A 13,957-nucleotide genomic window follows, 5' to 3' on the forward strand; every position below is an offset into this window, starting at 1 on the left:
ATCCGTCCTGCACTCCCCAGCGCATGGATGGACGGATAGTGTTGCTCACACAGAGCATATCCTGGGGAGGCAATGTGCGGGTACTTCGGATTTCGCACAGCGCCGCGATCGCCGCATGGCGTGGCCGGGAGCGGGCCCTCCGGCAGCGAGGCGACGATGTGGCACTGATCACCGCGACCCGATGGCACGCCGGTGGCGTGTGGGTCGACCTGGATGCCGCCGACGACGAGAACGCCATCCCGGCCCGTGCGTTCGGCACTCATCCGGCGTTGTTCGTCTACGACCCGCGTCCGCTGTGGCGCGCGCTCGGCGAGCAGTGGGACGTGATCGACATCCACGAGGAGCCCTTCGCCCTCAGCACCGCAGAGGTGCTGGTCATGCGGATGCTGCGCCGCAATCCTGCCCCAGTCGTGCTGTACACCGCCCAGAACCTGCACAAGCGCTACCCGGTGCCGTTCCGGTGGCTGGAGAGGTGGGCGCTGGGCCGCGCCGCCGGCATCTCGGCGTGCAACTCCGAGGCCGCGCACATCACCGAGGCCAAGGGCTTCGCCGGGCGCGCACGCGTGATCCCGCTGGGCGTGGATGCGGTCGCTGCAGCTGCCTCTGAGGCCGCGCGCCCGCCTGCCGAGGATGATCGCGTGACCGTCGGGATGCTGGGGCGTCTGGTGCCCGAGAAGGGCCTCGCCACGCTGCTGGACGCCCTCGTGCTCGAGCCGCGACTGCACGCGCGGATCGGAGGCTCCGGGCCGCTCGAAAGCGTTCTTGCGGACTGGGCGGCAGAGCGCGGGGTCGCCGACCGCGTCGAACTGATCGGTCCGGTCGATCCAGAGGCCGTCGACGAGTTCTACCGCTCCATCGACGTGCTCGCGGTGCCGTCGGTGGCGCGGGCGGGATGGACAGAGCAGTTCGGCCGCGTCGCGGTCGAGGCCATGGCGATGGACGTGCCGGTGGTCTCGAGCGACGCCGGGGCGCTGCCCGACGTCGTCGGCGGTGCGGGCATCGTGGTGCCGGAGCAGGATGCCGCGGCCCTCGCCGCTGCGCTGCTCGCGGCCGCAGGGCCACGACGTGACGAACTGGTCAGAGCCGGGCGCGTGCGCGCCGAGGAGTGCAGTTGGGACAGCGTCGCCGCCGCGTATCAGGAGCTGTATCGATCGGTCGTGCGCGCTCCCCCGGTCGCTGAGCCTGCACCCCCGGTCGCTGAGCCTGTCGAAGTGTCTGGAACTCCCCCGGTCGCTGAGCCTGTCGAAGTGTCCGGGGCAGCCTCCCCCGAGATCGTCGTCGTCGCATACGGCGCACCCGAGATGCTGCGCCGTGCCCTCGAACCCGTCGCCGCACTCCCCGTGACAGTGATCGACAACTCCTCGCTGCCCGAGATCGCCGCACTGTGCGCGGAGCTCGGCATCCGCTACCGCGACTCCGGTGCGAACCTCGGGTTCGGTGCCGCCGTGAATCTCGCTTTGAAGGACCGTCTGCTTCCCGGCGCCGACCTGCTGCTGCTGAATCCGGATGCCGAGATCGATCCCGCTGGGATCGATCAGCTGCACAGGGCGCTGCGCGCCGATGCTTCGCTCGCCAGCGTCGGCCCGGTCCAGGTCGACGGCGAGGGGCGCCCTGCGCGTGTCGAGTGGCCGTTCCCGGCCCCGCACCGCGCCGTCATGGATGCGCTGGGACTCGGCCGATTCGAACGCGGCCCGCGGTTCGTGATCGGATCGGTACTGCTGCTGCGCGCCGAAGCACTCGCCCAGGTCGGCGACTTCGACGAGCGGTTCTTCCTCTATGCGGAGGAGACCGACTGGTCCTATCGCGCGCACCGGCTCGGCTGGCGTCACCGGGCCGTGAACGAGGCGACCGCGCGGCACCTCGCAGGCGGTACGAGCACCGACCCGCGCCGCCGCGAGGCCTTCTTCTTCGCGTCTCAGGAGCGCTACTTCCGCAAGCACTTCGGCGCTGCCGGTTGGGCGGTCGCCCGCAGCGCGGGATGGGCGGGCGCACTCGCGCGGGCACTCGTGCTGCGCGGAGAACGCCGAGCCCAGGCGAGACGTCGTGCGGCGATCTACCGGCTCGGTCCGGTTCGCGTCGAGGCGCGGTTCCGTCCGGATGCCGCGTCCGCGCGGCACGAAGACCAAGAGCTCGTGCGTCCGCTCGAGGCGACACCGTGACGCCCTGGCGCATCCTGCATACCGTCGCATCCGATCGGTTCGCCGGCGTGGAGCAGTTCGTGCGGCGCCTCGCCGCAGCTCAGGCAGAGCACGGCCATCAGGTGACCGTGGCCGGCGGTGCCCCCGAGCAGATGCGCGCGACGCTCGAGCGGGCAGGCGTCCGAGTGATTCCCGCGCTCACCGCGCTCGACGTCATGCGCGCCGTGCGTCGCACCGCCGCCGATGTGGTGAATTCGCACATGACGACGGCGGACGCGGCATCCGCCATCGGCCTGCTCGGCCGCCGTACCGCGCTCGTGTCGACCCGCCATTTCGCCGGCCGTCGCGCACACGCGGGCCCGCTGTCGATAGATCCGTTCCTTCGCCGGGTCGATGCCGAGATCGCGGTGAGCAGGGCCGTGGCTGCGGCCACCGGCGTCGCGAGCACAGTGGTGCACCCAGGCCTGCCTGCAACGAAGGCCCCGGCCGACCTGCCGCGGCACCCCGTCGCGCGCCGCATCGTCATGGTGCAGCGACTGCAACCCGAGAAGCACACAGCGGTCGGCGTGCGGGCATTCGCGGCGTCCGGGCTCGCTGACGACGGCTGGGGGCTGCTCATCGTCGGCGAGGGTCCCGACCGGCCCGAACTCGAGACCCTCATCGCCGACCTCGGCATCGGCGAGTCCGCTTCGCTGCTGGGCTTCCGCAACGACGTGCCAGAGCTCCTGACATCATCGTCGCTGCTGCTGGCGACCTGCCCCGTCGAAGGGCTGGGGCTCGCCGTGCTCGAGGCGATGACGCACGGCCTCGCCCCGATCGCCGCCGGTGCGGCAGGTCACCTCGATCTGCTGGAGGGCCTCGACGACCGCGCACTGTTCCGCCCGGACGATGTGGGCGACGCGGCTGCCGCGCTGCGTGCCTTCGCCGACGATCCGGAACGCCGGCTGCGCCTGGCGACAGCGGCGCAGGAGCGCGCCCTCACCGTGTTCACGATGCAACGGCAGGTCGCCGGCACCGATGCCGTGTACCGCGACGCGATCGCGAGGAGACGCGCATGAACGACCTCGTCGTGATCTCGCTCGAGCGGTGGGATGCCGTGTGGCGACGCAACCAGCACCTCATCGCCGGGCTCATCGCCGCCGACCCGGCGCTGCGCGTGCTGTTCGTCGAGCCTCCGGACGATCCGCTGCATGATGTCCGCGGGCGTCGCAGTCCGCGCTTCGGCGCTCCTGTGACACAACTCGGCGACAGGCTGTGGACGCTCCGCCCTGTGAAGTGGCTCCCCCGCCGTCTGGACTCCGGCGGCGACGACCGCAGGGCTCGGGCGATCCGGCGTGCTGCGACGCAGCTCGGATTCACGACGCCGGTGCTCTGGGTCAACGACCCGGCTGCGGCCGACATCGTCGCGCTCACCGGATGGCGGTCGCTCTACGACATCACCGACGACTGGCTGAGCGCCACGCGCCCGGCGGCCGAGCTCGAGCGGATCGCGGCCGGTGAGGCGCTGCTGCTCGATCGTGCCGACGCGGTCGTGGCCTGCTCCGCCGAGCTCGTACGCCGCAAGAGTCCGCAGCGAGGCGACATCCACCTCGTGCCCAACGGTGTCGATCTCGAGGCCTACCGCACGCCGTCCGCACGGCCGAACATCCTGCCCGCGGCACCGGTGGCCCTGTATCTCGGCACGCTGCACGATGACCGCATCGACGTGCAGTTATGCGCGCGGGTCGCCCGTGAGCTCACCGGGCATGTGCGGCTCGTGCTGGCAGGGCCCGATCTGCTGAGCACGGCCGATCGAGAACTCCTCGATGCCGCAGGCGTCGTGCGTCTCGGACCGGTCGATCGCGACGCCGTGCCCGCTCTACTGCAGCATTCGGATGTGCTGATCGTGCCGCACCGGATCACGGCTTTCACCGACAGTCTCGACCCGATCAAGCTCTACGAGTACCGGGCTGCGGGACGCCCTGTCGTCTCGACAGCGGTCGCAGGGTTCCGCGACAGTGCAGATGCTCGCATCCGGATCGCCGACGAGGATGACTTCGCGCACATGGTGGGATCTGTGCTGGAGTCATCCACGTCGGACGGGTCAACTGACACCGCCGACATCGACTGGAGCGCACGTGTGCGCCAGATGGGTCAGATCCTCACGTCGATCCGCTGACAGGGTCGGCGAAGCGATCGATCAGGCAGCGTCTGTCGTCAGGCGACGACCAAGCGAGCCCGTCGTCCGGTCAGGCAGCTGACCGGACGGCGGTGCCGCTTACTTGCAGCAGTCCGGCGGAGTGGCCGGAACCGTGACGGTGACCTGGATCGGTGCGTGGTCCATGTCGGAGCCGTTGATCTCATGGCCCCAGGTGACGCTGAAGCCCAACTGGAAATCGAGGTTGGCGCTGTTACCGCTCGTGGCGTTGAAGTTCACGTCGAGTGAACCGCCGGCGGGCACCGTCCACGGCAGCGGCGGGATCGGGTTCAAGCCGAAGCCGATGCCGCTGGTGTTGATGTTGATGACGATCGCCGTCACGTAGATGGTCTTGTTGCTCGGGTTGTTCACCGTCGCGGGAACGCTGTAGCCCTTGACGATCGGGTTACAGCTGTTGCCCGGCGCCTTGCACGCGGTGCCCGGTGTGATGGTCGGGATCTTGCCGGATGCCGCGAATGCGGGTATCGGCGCGGCTACCGCGATCGCGGGTAGCGCCCAAGCCATCGCCTTGGTCACGGTTCGGCGGCTGATGCCTTCCGAATTGGTCGCTGCTGTATCAACCATGAGGTTCCCCAATATGTCCCCGGCGCCACCCCGGACTCTCCCACAGAGCACTGAATGAGTGACGACGCGCTAATCTTAGCCTAGTCTCGGCCTTTTGGAACAGGGTGTTCTGACGAGAAGCTCCCCGCCATCGAAAGGTGAAGAATGAGCACGTCCCCTGGCATTGCGTCGATGCTCCGCCGTCTGCTCCTCGTCACCGGAGCGAACCCCGTCGCCTGGATCGCCGGAACGGTGTTCGCCTCGCTCGCCCTCGCCGCGCTCGACACCATCGGAGTCGCCGCCATGGTTCCGCTGATGCAACTGGTGACCGGCGGGACCGGCGATAACTTCGTGATCGACGCCGCCGCCGACGTGCTCGGCACAAAGGATGTCAACACGCTGCTGCCCGCGGTCGCTGGCCTCGTCGCCGTGGCGTTCATCCTGAAGAGCATCGGTGCACTGCTCTTCCGCTGGTGGCTCGTAGGTCGCACTTCGCGGATTTCTGCGCGCGCGTCATCCGAGCTGATGCGGCGATTCGTGCTCTCCCCCTTCGCAAAGCACCGCACGCGCGCGATCAGCGAGACGTACTGGAAGATCACCGACTGCACCGGACAGTCAGCCAGTGTGCTACTAGGAGTTGTGAGTCTGTTCAGCGACTTCCTCGTGCTCGCGGCGATCACGGTCGTACTCGCGGTGAACTCGCCTGTGGCGACGCTGGTCACGGTCGTCGTCTTTGGGCTGCTCATCGCGATCACCCAGCGCGTGCTGCGCCCGCGCCAGTTGACCATCGGAGAGCAGACCGCGCAGGCCAGCCTGGAGAGCTGGCAGTTCCTGATGCCCGCGCTCGACGGCTTCCGCGAGACCCGACTCGCGTCGAGTGCGGGGACGCTGGTCGACGGTTTCCGCAAGACCCAGCTGCACCGCGCCGACCTCGACCGCTCGCGCGCGATTCTCGCTGAGATCCCCAGGTACTTCCTCGAGGTGGCATTCATCATCGCGATCATCGCGATCGCCTGGGTGCTCGCCGCAATCGGACAGGGTGCGCAGGTACTGCCGGTTCTCGGCCTGTTCGCCGCTGCTTCCATGCGCGCTCTGCCGACCATGATGAGGATCACATCAAGCTTTGCCAATGTGCGTAGCAGCCAGGCGGGGCTGCGGATCGTCACAGAGACGATCGACGACTTGAACCGAGATCCGCTCCACGAGGAGCAGGGACACAGCGATGCCCGATTTACTGGCGATATCGTGTTGCAGAACGTCACGTTCCGCTACGAAGATGCGGATGCCCCGACGATCGACGACCTCAGCCTCCGGATCCGCGCGGACCATACGACCGCGTTTGTCGGCTCGAGCGGGGCCGGCAAGAGCACCTTGCTCGACCTGGTGCTGGGGCTGCTCACACCGAACAGCGGTTCCGTCACGTCAGGCGGGCGCCCGATCCACGAGGATCTCGCCGCCTGGTATGCCGACCTGGGTGTCGTCTCCCAGGACGTCTTCCTCACGAATGACACCCTGCGTGCGAACATCGCCTTCGGTATCGCGCCCGCGAACGTCGACCAGAAGCGGCTCGACTCGGCGCTTGAGATGGCGCAGCTGCGTGATCTGATCGGCCAGTTGCCCGACGGGCTCGCCACCGCCGTTGGCGACCGGGGCGTGCGCCTCTCCGGCGGGCAACGTCAGCGTGTCGGACTCGCGCGAGCCCTCTATCGCGAACCGCGCGTCCTCATTCTCGATGAGGCGACTTCGGCTCTCGATAACGCTACCGAGCACGAGATTGCGCAGACTCTTACCTCGCTGCGTGGACAGATGACGATCATCGTCGTCGCTCATCGCCTCTCGACCGTCCGTGGCGCCGACGAGCTGATCTACCTCGAATCGGGCTCGGTCGCCGCAGCGGGTACATTCGACGAAGTCAAGAAGCGGAACGCCGACTTCGCGCGCCTTGTCGAACTGGGCAAGCTGGAGTAGCTCAAGCCCTCGCCCGCCGAAGGACGGCGCGGACCGTCTGCCCCGGCGACAGTGCCAAGCTCCAGCTGATACGCGCCGAGTATGCCCAGTGGTGATGCCGCACCGCGTCGATGAGTTCGCCCAGGTCCGCCTCGGAATTTGCTCTCCGTGTTCGCCGCCGGTTCTCGTCAATGGCTTCCACCACGGCCGAATCACCGTGAACGAGCGCTTCTGCGCGCAGTCTTCGCCACCACCTACGTGCGTTCGGGCGCCCACTCGATAGCCGACTCGTTACGTTGTCAGGATGTCTTCGGTATCCGACGAGCGAACGGTCGACCGCCGCCGACTCCCCCAGCATCAACAGCCTCAAGATCAGGTCGTGGTCTTCCCCCATGCGCATGCCGTTGCAGAACCCACCTATACGATCGAAAGCATCATGCCGCACGATGAGGGTCGTAATCCGCGGCAGAGGCACATCCCCGCGGAGCAGTTCAATTGACGACGCGGATGGGGCCGACCAGTCCACGCCGAATCTGCTGCCGTCAGAATCCATGTACCAGCCACCCGTATGACTCGCAATTGTCCCCGCCCGTCCCTCGAGAGCGCGGAGCTGTTCCTGTATGCGGTCTGGGTGCCAGACATCATCGTCGTCGAGGAAGACCAACCAGTCTGCAGAAGTCGCGGCGGCCCCAGCATTGCGCGCGGCCGAAACGCCCTGGCCGTCAGAGCGTACGTACCGCAACGAGTTCTTCTCGACGAAACGTTGCAGTTCACCAGCAGGAGCACCATCATCGACGATGACGACCTCTTCGACCGGCCGGGTCTGCCGACGCACGGACTCCACGGCCTCAGCAAGGTACGGGCCACCACGGTTCGTCGCGATGATCACAGCGATCGTCTGCGGCACCAGGACTTCCTCTCGCTCGAACCATAAGCTATCAGCCATGCCGACCTCGTCATTCATGACCTTCCTCAGCCGAGCAGTAGGCCACGTCCGCTGGCGTGTACGCAGGTTCATCGCTCTGATGCTTGACCGCATGCGACGCGGTGATCGGACAGTGATCATGACTCCGCCTGCAGGACTTCGTTTCGGAAACTGGATGTACCTGTGGCTGGACGCGCATCAGAAATCAGTCGCGGGACAGCCAACGCTGGTCCTCGAAGCACCGGGAATGGCACCGTGGTTCGAGACCTTTCCTGCCCTCCGGGCGCTGACCATCACACGAGATGAGCTGCGATTTCACGACCAGCGTGAGTGGAATGATCAGGACTGGCGTCAGGTCTTCGGCAAGGACTTCACGCGTGAGTCCGCGCACCGTTTCATCCGCGACAACATCGCCGATCACATCCCGCTCAGTCCACCAGATCGGATCGTTCTCAACGTTCGGCGCGGCGACTACTACTCCAACCCAGGGCTGAAAAAGCTCTATGGTTTCGACCAGCTCGGTTACATTCGTGCAGCCCTTGCCGAGTTCTCGAACGTGAACGATGTGCTCATCGTGTCGGACGACGCCGACTGGTGCCGGCAGAATGTTGCCCCGCTCATGCATGCAGTGGCCAACGTGGCTTACGCCGACCCGGATCCAGCGGCGAATTTTCTTGCGGTCGCAGGTGCGCGACGCATCATAGGTATGAACTCGACGTTCACTTACTGGGCCGGTTACGTGGCCGACGCCATCCGTGCGGATGCGCAGATCGTCATGCCACTGTTCCACGGCCGGCTTTATGCCGATACCGATGCCCACCAGCTAGACCCGACTTGGACGGCGATCCCTGGATTCCACTAGCTGCGCCTCGGTTCACCGCTATCCGCGATCGAATCGATGACGACGTTGATCGGGGCCCCGCCCGGCGGTTCCGGGATGGACACCAGGCGATACCACCCGTCATCTCTACGACGCAACGGCGCTGTGATGACGGCGAGAAGCGGATGCTTGGTTCGCCGCACCCAACGCCGTAACACCAAAGGCGGCTTCATTGACGCCGTATGCCCTGACCATCGGAACTTCCGCCTGATGACTTCTGGTGTGCGCACCCAGGAGAAATGCAGGACGGCGCTATCGCTGGGAACGACGGCGTTCACGACGGCGTCTCGAGGTCGCCAGGGGTCGGTGTTCCTCGATCGCAGATCGACCCGGAAGAGATCGACCCCCGCCTGACGAGCGTGCAATAGCCGGGTACCTGCCTTCACAGCAAGCGGTCCAGGAAATGAACCCGCGGGACGCCAGAATCTGCTCGATGCCTCCAGATATCGTCCGCGGTCGTTGCGGGTGTACAGCCAGCGAGAAGGGAAATCGAGTCCCGAGGCACCTGCACGATCCGCTCGATCAAGCATCGCGAAGAATGCGTGAGGGTCGAGCATCACCTCGTCGGTGTCGAGTTGGACGACCCAGTCAGCGCCCGCGGAGGCGACATCGAGTGCTGCCTGTCTCTGAAAGGTGTCGTTCTCGAGAGGATGACGCTCTACCTGAGCAAAATCACCCGGCGCATGTACACACTTTCTCTCGGTATCGATCTCGGCGATGATCGCAAGACACTGCGCAACGGGGAGGGGCGTTCCGGTCCAAGACGTCGAGGTCCGGTCATAGGAGAGCACGATCCGATCCACGAACGGATAGTATGCGGACAGGCTTTCTCGCAAATAGCTCGGATCAGCGAGAAGGATGTACGCGTTTATCCGCAGTGGTCTCATCTAGTCGTCTCGTTCACTTGCCGTGCCCTGTCGTGCGGACGAATCGCTGCCAACAGCCCCACGAACGTTCCCGCGATATCCGTGCTCGCGCGAACGACACCTCCTCCGACCCCGCGAACGCGCGAGCGCAGCGAATCCTTCGCACCCCACTCCCGCACGCCTGTGGTGGCTTCTCGCCCCACGCCTGCGACGACCGAGCCGAGATAGCGCGTCATGTGCGGGTCGGACCAGCCGAGCGTGGTGCGCAGCAGCAGGATGTGATTCCGTGCGCCGTAGAACCGATAGCGCCGATCGAAGCGGCGCCCCTTGGCGTAGTCGCCCGCGACGTGGAGCACAACCGCATCCGGGGCGAAGACGATGCGGTACCCGGCCTTGCGCACGCGCAGCGCGAGGTCGCTGTCCTCACGCAGACACGTACCGGGGTAGAAGTCGTGGATGCCGCCGATCTCGGTCAGCACCCGAGTGCGCACCGACATGTTCGCCCCGAGCATGTGGTCGGCATCGACGACGCGTCCCGGATCGGCGCCGAAGTTCCCGGTCAAGCGCCCGTTGGGCAGGAATCGGCCGATGCGGTCGTGCCCCTCGAGCTCTTCTCCTGGACGATCGTTGCTCGCCCGCCCGCCGACCGCACCGACGTCGTCAGGCTCATAGGCGTCGAGCAATTCGGCCAACCACTGCGGCTCGGCGTAGGCGTCGTCGTCGATGAACGCCACAACGTCTTCGGTCGCGTCGAATGAACCGATCGCGCGGGATGCCGCGAGAGTCCCTGCGCCGAGATCGTTGCGGCGGTACTCGACGTCGGGGAAGCCCGCGGCACCGATGAACTCGTCGACGACCGCGTGCGTGAGCTCGTCAGGCGAGGCGTCCACGACGACGATGCGCTCCGGCGCGAGCGTCTGCCGCCCCAGATGCTCCAGACACGTGCGAACAAAATCCGGGCGACGATACGTCGCCACGACCACCACTGCATGACGCGCCATCGTCCACACTCCCCTTGGTGCATTCCCCTGATGCCCGGAACGTCCCCTGATCCCGTGCTGCCTCGACTATATCGACCGCGACCGACGCGGGCACGCTAGATTCAGGCCATGCCCCAGCTCTCCATCACGACGATCGCGACGGACACGCCGATGGGCGCGCAGGCGTACCAGCGACAGGTGACCTCTCGAGCGGCCGAGGCGCTGGCCGCGACGGGCGAGGTGTGGTCGGTGCACGAGCACACCGTGCGATCGCTGCGTTCGTCGCTGCCCGGCGATCGGCGTCTGCCGCTGGGGCGCCTGGCACGCGCCTCCGCATCGACGCGCGCGGCCGTTGGACGACTGCTCTACCGCGGCGACGATGTCTCACACCGCATGACGCTCGAGCTTCCGCCATCGCCGCACGCCGACGTCGCGACGCTGCACGACGTCGTGGCGTGGCGCTTCCCCGACGAGTCGGGGCCAGTGGCGGCCGCCGCCGAAGAACTCCGACGCAGCGCCGCCGTCATCTGCGTCTCAGCATTCACGGCGGCCGAGGCTCAGGAGCTGCTGGGCATCAAAGATCCGCACGTCGTACCGAACGGCGTCGACCCGCGCTACTTCGATGCTGCTCCGCTCGCTCCCGCACTCCTGCAGGGGCTCGGACTCGACGGGCCGTACGTGCTGCACGCCGGCGGCGCCGCACGCCGCAAGAACCTGCGCGCCCTCGCCGAGGCATGGCCGCTGATCCGCCGCGAGCGGCCGGGTCTCAGACTCGCTCTCGCGGGGCCCGAGCATCCCGAGCGCACCGCGCTGTTCGACGGGCAGCCGGGCGTGCACCTGCTGGGGCGACTCCCGGACGAGCTCATGCCCGGCCTCGTCGCCGCATCCGCCGTCGTCGCGGTGCCGTCGTTGTACGAGGGTTTCGGACTGCCCGTGCTCGAGGCGATGGCGGCGAACGTGCCCGTGGTCGCCGCGAACACGAGCAGTCTGCCGGAGGTCGCCAGCGGGCACGCGATTCTCACCGAGCCGGATGCTGCTGCGATCGCCGCCGGCATCATCGACGCCACCTCCGGCGACAGCGCGCTCAGCGGCCTAGTCACAGGAGGCCGCGCACACGCCGCCCAGTACACCTGGGAGCGAAGCGCCGCCGGCCATGCGAGGATCTGGAACGCCGTGCGATGAGCCCGCAGAACCCTGTGCTCGCGTTCGTGACGAGCATCCGGCATCCGCGCAACAGCACCGACTACGCATCGGTCGAGGCCATGCTGCGGCAGTCGGTGACCGCGTGGCTGGGTCAGGCCGACCCGCGCTTCGCGATCGTCGTCGTCGCGAACCAGTCCGTCGAGCTGCCACGTGATGATCGCGTCCACCAGGTGCAGGTGTCGTTCCCGCCGCCGTCGGATGAGCGCACGCCCCGCACCGGAATCGCGGCGGTGCTGCGCGACAAGGGCACGAAGAACGCGATCGGGCTTACCCGCGCGCGCGAGCTGGGAGCCGAGTACGTGATGTTCGTCGATGCCGATGACTTCGTCTCGCACCGCCTCACAGGGTTCGTCGCCGCGCATGCCGGCGATCCTGGGTGGACGATCACCGACGGATGGCGCGTGCAGCTCGAACGCCGCACGATCCGTCGGCACTCCGGGGATTTCCAGCTGCAGTGCGGGTCATCTCACATCGTGCGCGCCGATCTGCTGCCGCCGACCACCGGTGGTGTGATCGCGACGCAGGGCGAGCTGTACGCGGAGCAGGGCGATTTGCTCGAGCGCTGGCTCGGGTCGCACATGCACCTCCACGACGATCTACCGCTGTCGCCATTGCCGTTCCCCGGCGCGCTCTACCGGGTCGGCACCAGCCAGTCGCACTCGGGCAATGCGCTGGGCGGTGCGGGCAGTGTCGTCACCCATAGGATCGCGACGGAGTTCGGCGTACCTGCGACAGGCTGGATGCCGTGGCGTGTGGCACGTGCGGTGCTGCCGTCCGGACGCGCCGTGCGCGAGCGGGTGCGGAAGCTGCGCCGCCGGGGGTAGCGAGGTGTCGCGAACGGCCGCAAGGCTTTGAGCACGCGGCACCTCGTGCCACCTCCCGCTGCGGCCCCACCCCGCACCCGCGAATCCCCTACGCCCCGCACTTGTCGAGATTTCCGCCCCGCACCGGCGCCGGAGCCCCATACTGACGCAATGAACCCAATGGTGGTGTCGCCGCCGCGTCGTGAGCACGTGGATGGCCAGACTCGAGTCACCGTCGACGTCAGCGACCGCGCACCCCTCTGGTTCTCCGTCCCAGACCAGTTCGCCGACCTGCTCGGCGACCGCGCAGACCACGCGCTCATCGCACTGCTCATGCCAGCGATGAAAGTCGGGCGCGACCTGCACATCGGCGGCACGGTGACCGACAGCCTGCTTCATCAGGCGAACAACGACCTGCAGCGCCTGCTGCAGATGGAGCATCACGATCTCCTGCCGATCCGGGTCACCGCGGACGCCGCATCCGTCCCCGCGGCGCACGCGTCGGGGGTCGCCACCGCAAGCTCAGGGGGCGTCGATTCCTCAGCAGTGCTCATCGAGTACTTCCACAGCGACGACGTGCCCGAATCGCTGCGGGTGACGCATCTGCTGAACAACAACGTCGGCGCGCACGGGCCGGACGGCGACGAGCTGTGGCGACTGCGTTGCGAGCCACTACGACGCCTCGCTGCCGACTACGGCCTGCCGTTCGTGACCGTCGACAGCAACCTCGACGCCCACTACCCGTTGATCGGCTTTCTCGAGTCGGTTTCGATGCGCAACGCCGCCGTCGCCCATCTGCTGTCGGCGGGGATCGGGCACCTGCACGTGGGATCGGAGATCTCGTACGTCTTCGGGCGAGTGGATGACTCCGGCGAGATCGCCCGGCTCGACCCGATGCTGCTGCCATTGGTGTCGACGACCGCGGTGTCGGTCAGCTCGACGAGCTCGGGCCTGAGCCGAGTGCAGCGGACGATCGCTCTGATCGGACGTCCAGAGGCACGGTATCTCGACGTGTGCACCGACGACGATCCGACGCGTGTGGGCAACTGCTCGAAGTGCGCGAAATGCGTGCGCGCGATGCTCACGTTGGAGATCGCCGGGCATCTTCAGGACTTCTGCCCTGATGCCTTCACCTACGCCACGTATGCCGACCACCGTGATGCGTACATCGCGCGGGTGCTGTCGGCCAACGATCCGCTCGAGCGCGAGATCCGCGACTTCGCGGCCGCGCAGGGATGGCGCTGGCGCGCGTCGGATCGCCGCCGTGCTGCGGTCCGGTGGGTGCGGATCGAGGCGAGGAGGTCGGGGCGACGGATGCTGCGCCGGTTCGGGCGGCGGGGTCAGGAGCCGGCTTCGACTCGCTGACGCTCGCTCAACCCGTTTCGTCTCGCTCCGCTCGCTCAACGACCCGCATGGCAGCATCGTCTCGCTTCGCTTCGCCCCGCATGGCAGCATTCGCGGGTCATTGAGCTTCG

The 13,957-nt window shown here is 67.2% G+C and carries 12 protein-coding genes; 8 read left to right on the forward strand and 4 right to left on the reverse strand.

What is annotated here, in order from left to right:
- Positions 1-23: 23 nt before the first annotated feature.
- The 3 genes from J1M43_RS12685 to J1M43_RS12695 are packed head-to-tail and all read left to right on the forward strand — an operon-like array spanning position 24 to position 4,296.
- Positions 24-2,159 (forward strand): glycosyltransferase, encoded by a 2,136-nt coding sequence (locus J1M43_RS12685; RefSeq protein ID WP_206476908.1) that lies wholly within the window; start codon positions 24-26, stop codon positions 2,157-2,159.
- Positions 2,156-3,196: a glycosyltransferase gene (locus J1M43_RS12690; RefSeq protein WP_206476909.1), complete on the forward strand. Its 1,041-nt coding sequence runs from the start codon at positions 2,156-2,158 to the stop codon at positions 3,194-3,196. Before J1M43_RS12685 ends, J1M43_RS12690 begins: the two co-directional genes overlap by 4 nt.
- Positions 3,193-4,296, forward strand: coding sequence for a glycosyltransferase (locus tag J1M43_RS12695; protein WP_206476910.1), 1,104 nt, complete (start codon positions 3,193-3,195; stop codon positions 4,294-4,296). Before J1M43_RS12690 ends, J1M43_RS12695 begins: the two co-directional genes overlap by 4 nt.
- Positions 4,297-4,395: 99 nt before the next feature.
- Here J1M43_RS12695 and J1M43_RS12700 read toward each other — a convergent pair whose 3' ends face one another.
- Entirely contained in the window at positions 4,396-4,899 is a 504-nt protein-coding gene (locus J1M43_RS12700) for a hypothetical protein (protein ID WP_206476911.1), read from the reverse strand.
- Between the two features lie 144 nt (positions 4,900-5,043).
- On the opposite strand from J1M43_RS12700, the gene J1M43_RS12705 reads away from it, so the two are divergent.
- On the forward strand, positions 5,044-6,846 hold the full coding sequence (locus J1M43_RS12705) for an ABC transporter ATP-binding protein (protein WP_206476912.1): 1,803 nt from the start codon (positions 5,044-5,046) through the stop codon (positions 6,844-6,846).
- Between the two features lies 1 nt (position 6,847).
- Here J1M43_RS12705 and J1M43_RS12710 read toward each other — a convergent pair whose 3' ends face one another.
- On the reverse strand, positions 6,848-7,789 hold the full coding sequence (locus J1M43_RS12710) for a glycosyltransferase (protein WP_206476913.1): 942 nt from the start codon (positions 7,787-7,789) through the stop codon (positions 6,848-6,850).
- On the opposite strand from J1M43_RS12710, the gene J1M43_RS12715 reads away from it, so the two are divergent.
- Positions 7,770-8,612 carry an alpha-1,2-fucosyltransferase gene (locus J1M43_RS12715; RefSeq protein WP_206476914.1) on the forward strand — a complete coding sequence of 281 codons (843 nt, stop codon included), beginning with the start codon at positions 7,770-7,772 and terminating at the stop codon, positions 8,610-8,612. The two genes, J1M43_RS12710 and J1M43_RS12715, sit on opposite strands and share 20 nt — an antisense overlap.
- Here the strand turns inward: J1M43_RS12715 and J1M43_RS12720 are convergent.
- Together J1M43_RS12720 and J1M43_RS12725 are read right to left on the reverse strand one after the other, a co-directional pair.
- The gene (locus tag J1M43_RS12720; protein WP_206476915.1) at positions 8,609-9,433 is read right to left on the reverse strand and encodes a hypothetical protein; all 825 of its coding nucleotides are present in this window, start codon (positions 9,431-9,433) and stop codon (positions 8,609-8,611) included. The two genes, J1M43_RS12715 and J1M43_RS12720, sit on opposite strands and share 4 nt — an antisense overlap.
- 80 nt (positions 9,434-9,513) lie before the next feature.
- Positions 9,514-10,497 (reverse strand): glycosyltransferase family 2 protein, encoded by a 984-nt coding sequence (locus J1M43_RS12725; RefSeq protein ID WP_206476916.1) that lies wholly within the window; start codon positions 10,495-10,497, stop codon positions 9,514-9,516.
- A 108-nt stretch (positions 10,498-10,605) separates the two neighbouring features.
- On the opposite strand from J1M43_RS12725, the gene J1M43_RS12730 reads away from it, so the two are divergent.
- The 3 genes from J1M43_RS12730 to J1M43_RS12740 all read left to right on the forward strand — a co-directional run bounded on the left by J1M43_RS12730 (position 10,606) and on the right by J1M43_RS12740 (position 13,847).
- Positions 10,606-11,658, forward strand: a complete 1,053-nt coding sequence (locus tag J1M43_RS12730; protein WP_206476917.1) for a glycosyltransferase family 1 protein — start codon at positions 10,606-10,608, stop codon at positions 11,656-11,658.
- A complete protein-coding gene (locus tag J1M43_RS12735; protein WP_206476918.1) occupies positions 11,655-12,503 on the forward strand; it encodes a hypothetical protein in 849 nt (282 codons plus the stop codon). Before J1M43_RS12730 ends, J1M43_RS12735 begins: the two co-directional genes overlap by 4 nt.
- 150 nt (positions 12,504-12,653) lie before the next feature.
- Positions 12,654-13,847, forward strand: a complete 1,194-nt coding sequence (locus J1M43_RS12740) for a hypothetical protein (protein ID WP_206476919.1) — start codon at positions 12,654-12,656, stop codon at positions 13,845-13,847.
- Positions 13,848-13,957 lie beyond the last annotated feature (110 nt).

Source organism: Microbacterium sp. KRD172 (assembly GCF_017168295.1).
GTDB classification, from domain to species: Bacteria; Actinomycetota; Actinomycetes; order Actinomycetales; family Microbacteriaceae; genus Microbacterium; species Microbacterium profundi.

What these genes read in the sequence shown, in the direction of transcription:
- J1M43_RS12685 (WP_206476908.1), top strand. Translation starts at nt 24, where the DNA reads ATGGATGGACGGATAGTGTTGCTCACACAGAGCATATCCTGGGGAGGC.
- J1M43_RS12695 (WP_206476910.1), top strand. Translation starts at nt 3,193, where the DNA reads ATGAACGACCTCGTCGTGATCTCGCTCGAGCGGTGGGATGCCGTGTGG.
- J1M43_RS12700 (WP_206476911.1), bottom strand. Translation starts at nt 4,899, where the DNA reads ATGGTTGATACAGCAGCGACCAATTCGGAAGGCATCAGCCGCCGAACC.
- J1M43_RS12705 (WP_206476912.1), top strand. Translation starts at nt 5,044, where the DNA reads ATGAGCACGTCCCCTGGCATTGCGTCGATGCTCCGCCGTCTGCTCCTC.
- J1M43_RS12715 (WP_206476914.1), top strand. Translation starts at nt 7,770, where the DNA reads ATGCCGACCTCGTCATTCATGACCTTCCTCAGCCGAGCAGTAGGCCAC.
- J1M43_RS12710 (WP_206476913.1), bottom strand. Translation starts at nt 7,789, where the DNA reads ATGAATGACGAGGTCGGCATGGCTGATAGCTTATGGTTCGAGCGAGAG.
- J1M43_RS12725 (WP_206476916.1), bottom strand. Translation starts at nt 10,497, where the DNA reads ATGGCGCGTCATGCAGTGGTGGTCGTGGCGACGTATCGTCGCCCGGAT.
- J1M43_RS12730 (WP_206476917.1), top strand. Translation starts at nt 10,606, where the DNA reads ATGCCCCAGCTCTCCATCACGACGATCGCGACGGACACGCCGATGGGC.
- J1M43_RS12735 (WP_206476918.1), top strand. Translation starts at nt 11,655, where the DNA reads ATGAGCCCGCAGAACCCTGTGCTCGCGTTCGTGACGAGCATCCGGCAT.
- J1M43_RS12740 (WP_206476919.1), top strand. Translation starts at nt 12,654, where the DNA reads ATGAACCCAATGGTGGTGTCGCCGCCGCGTCGTGAGCACGTGGATGGC.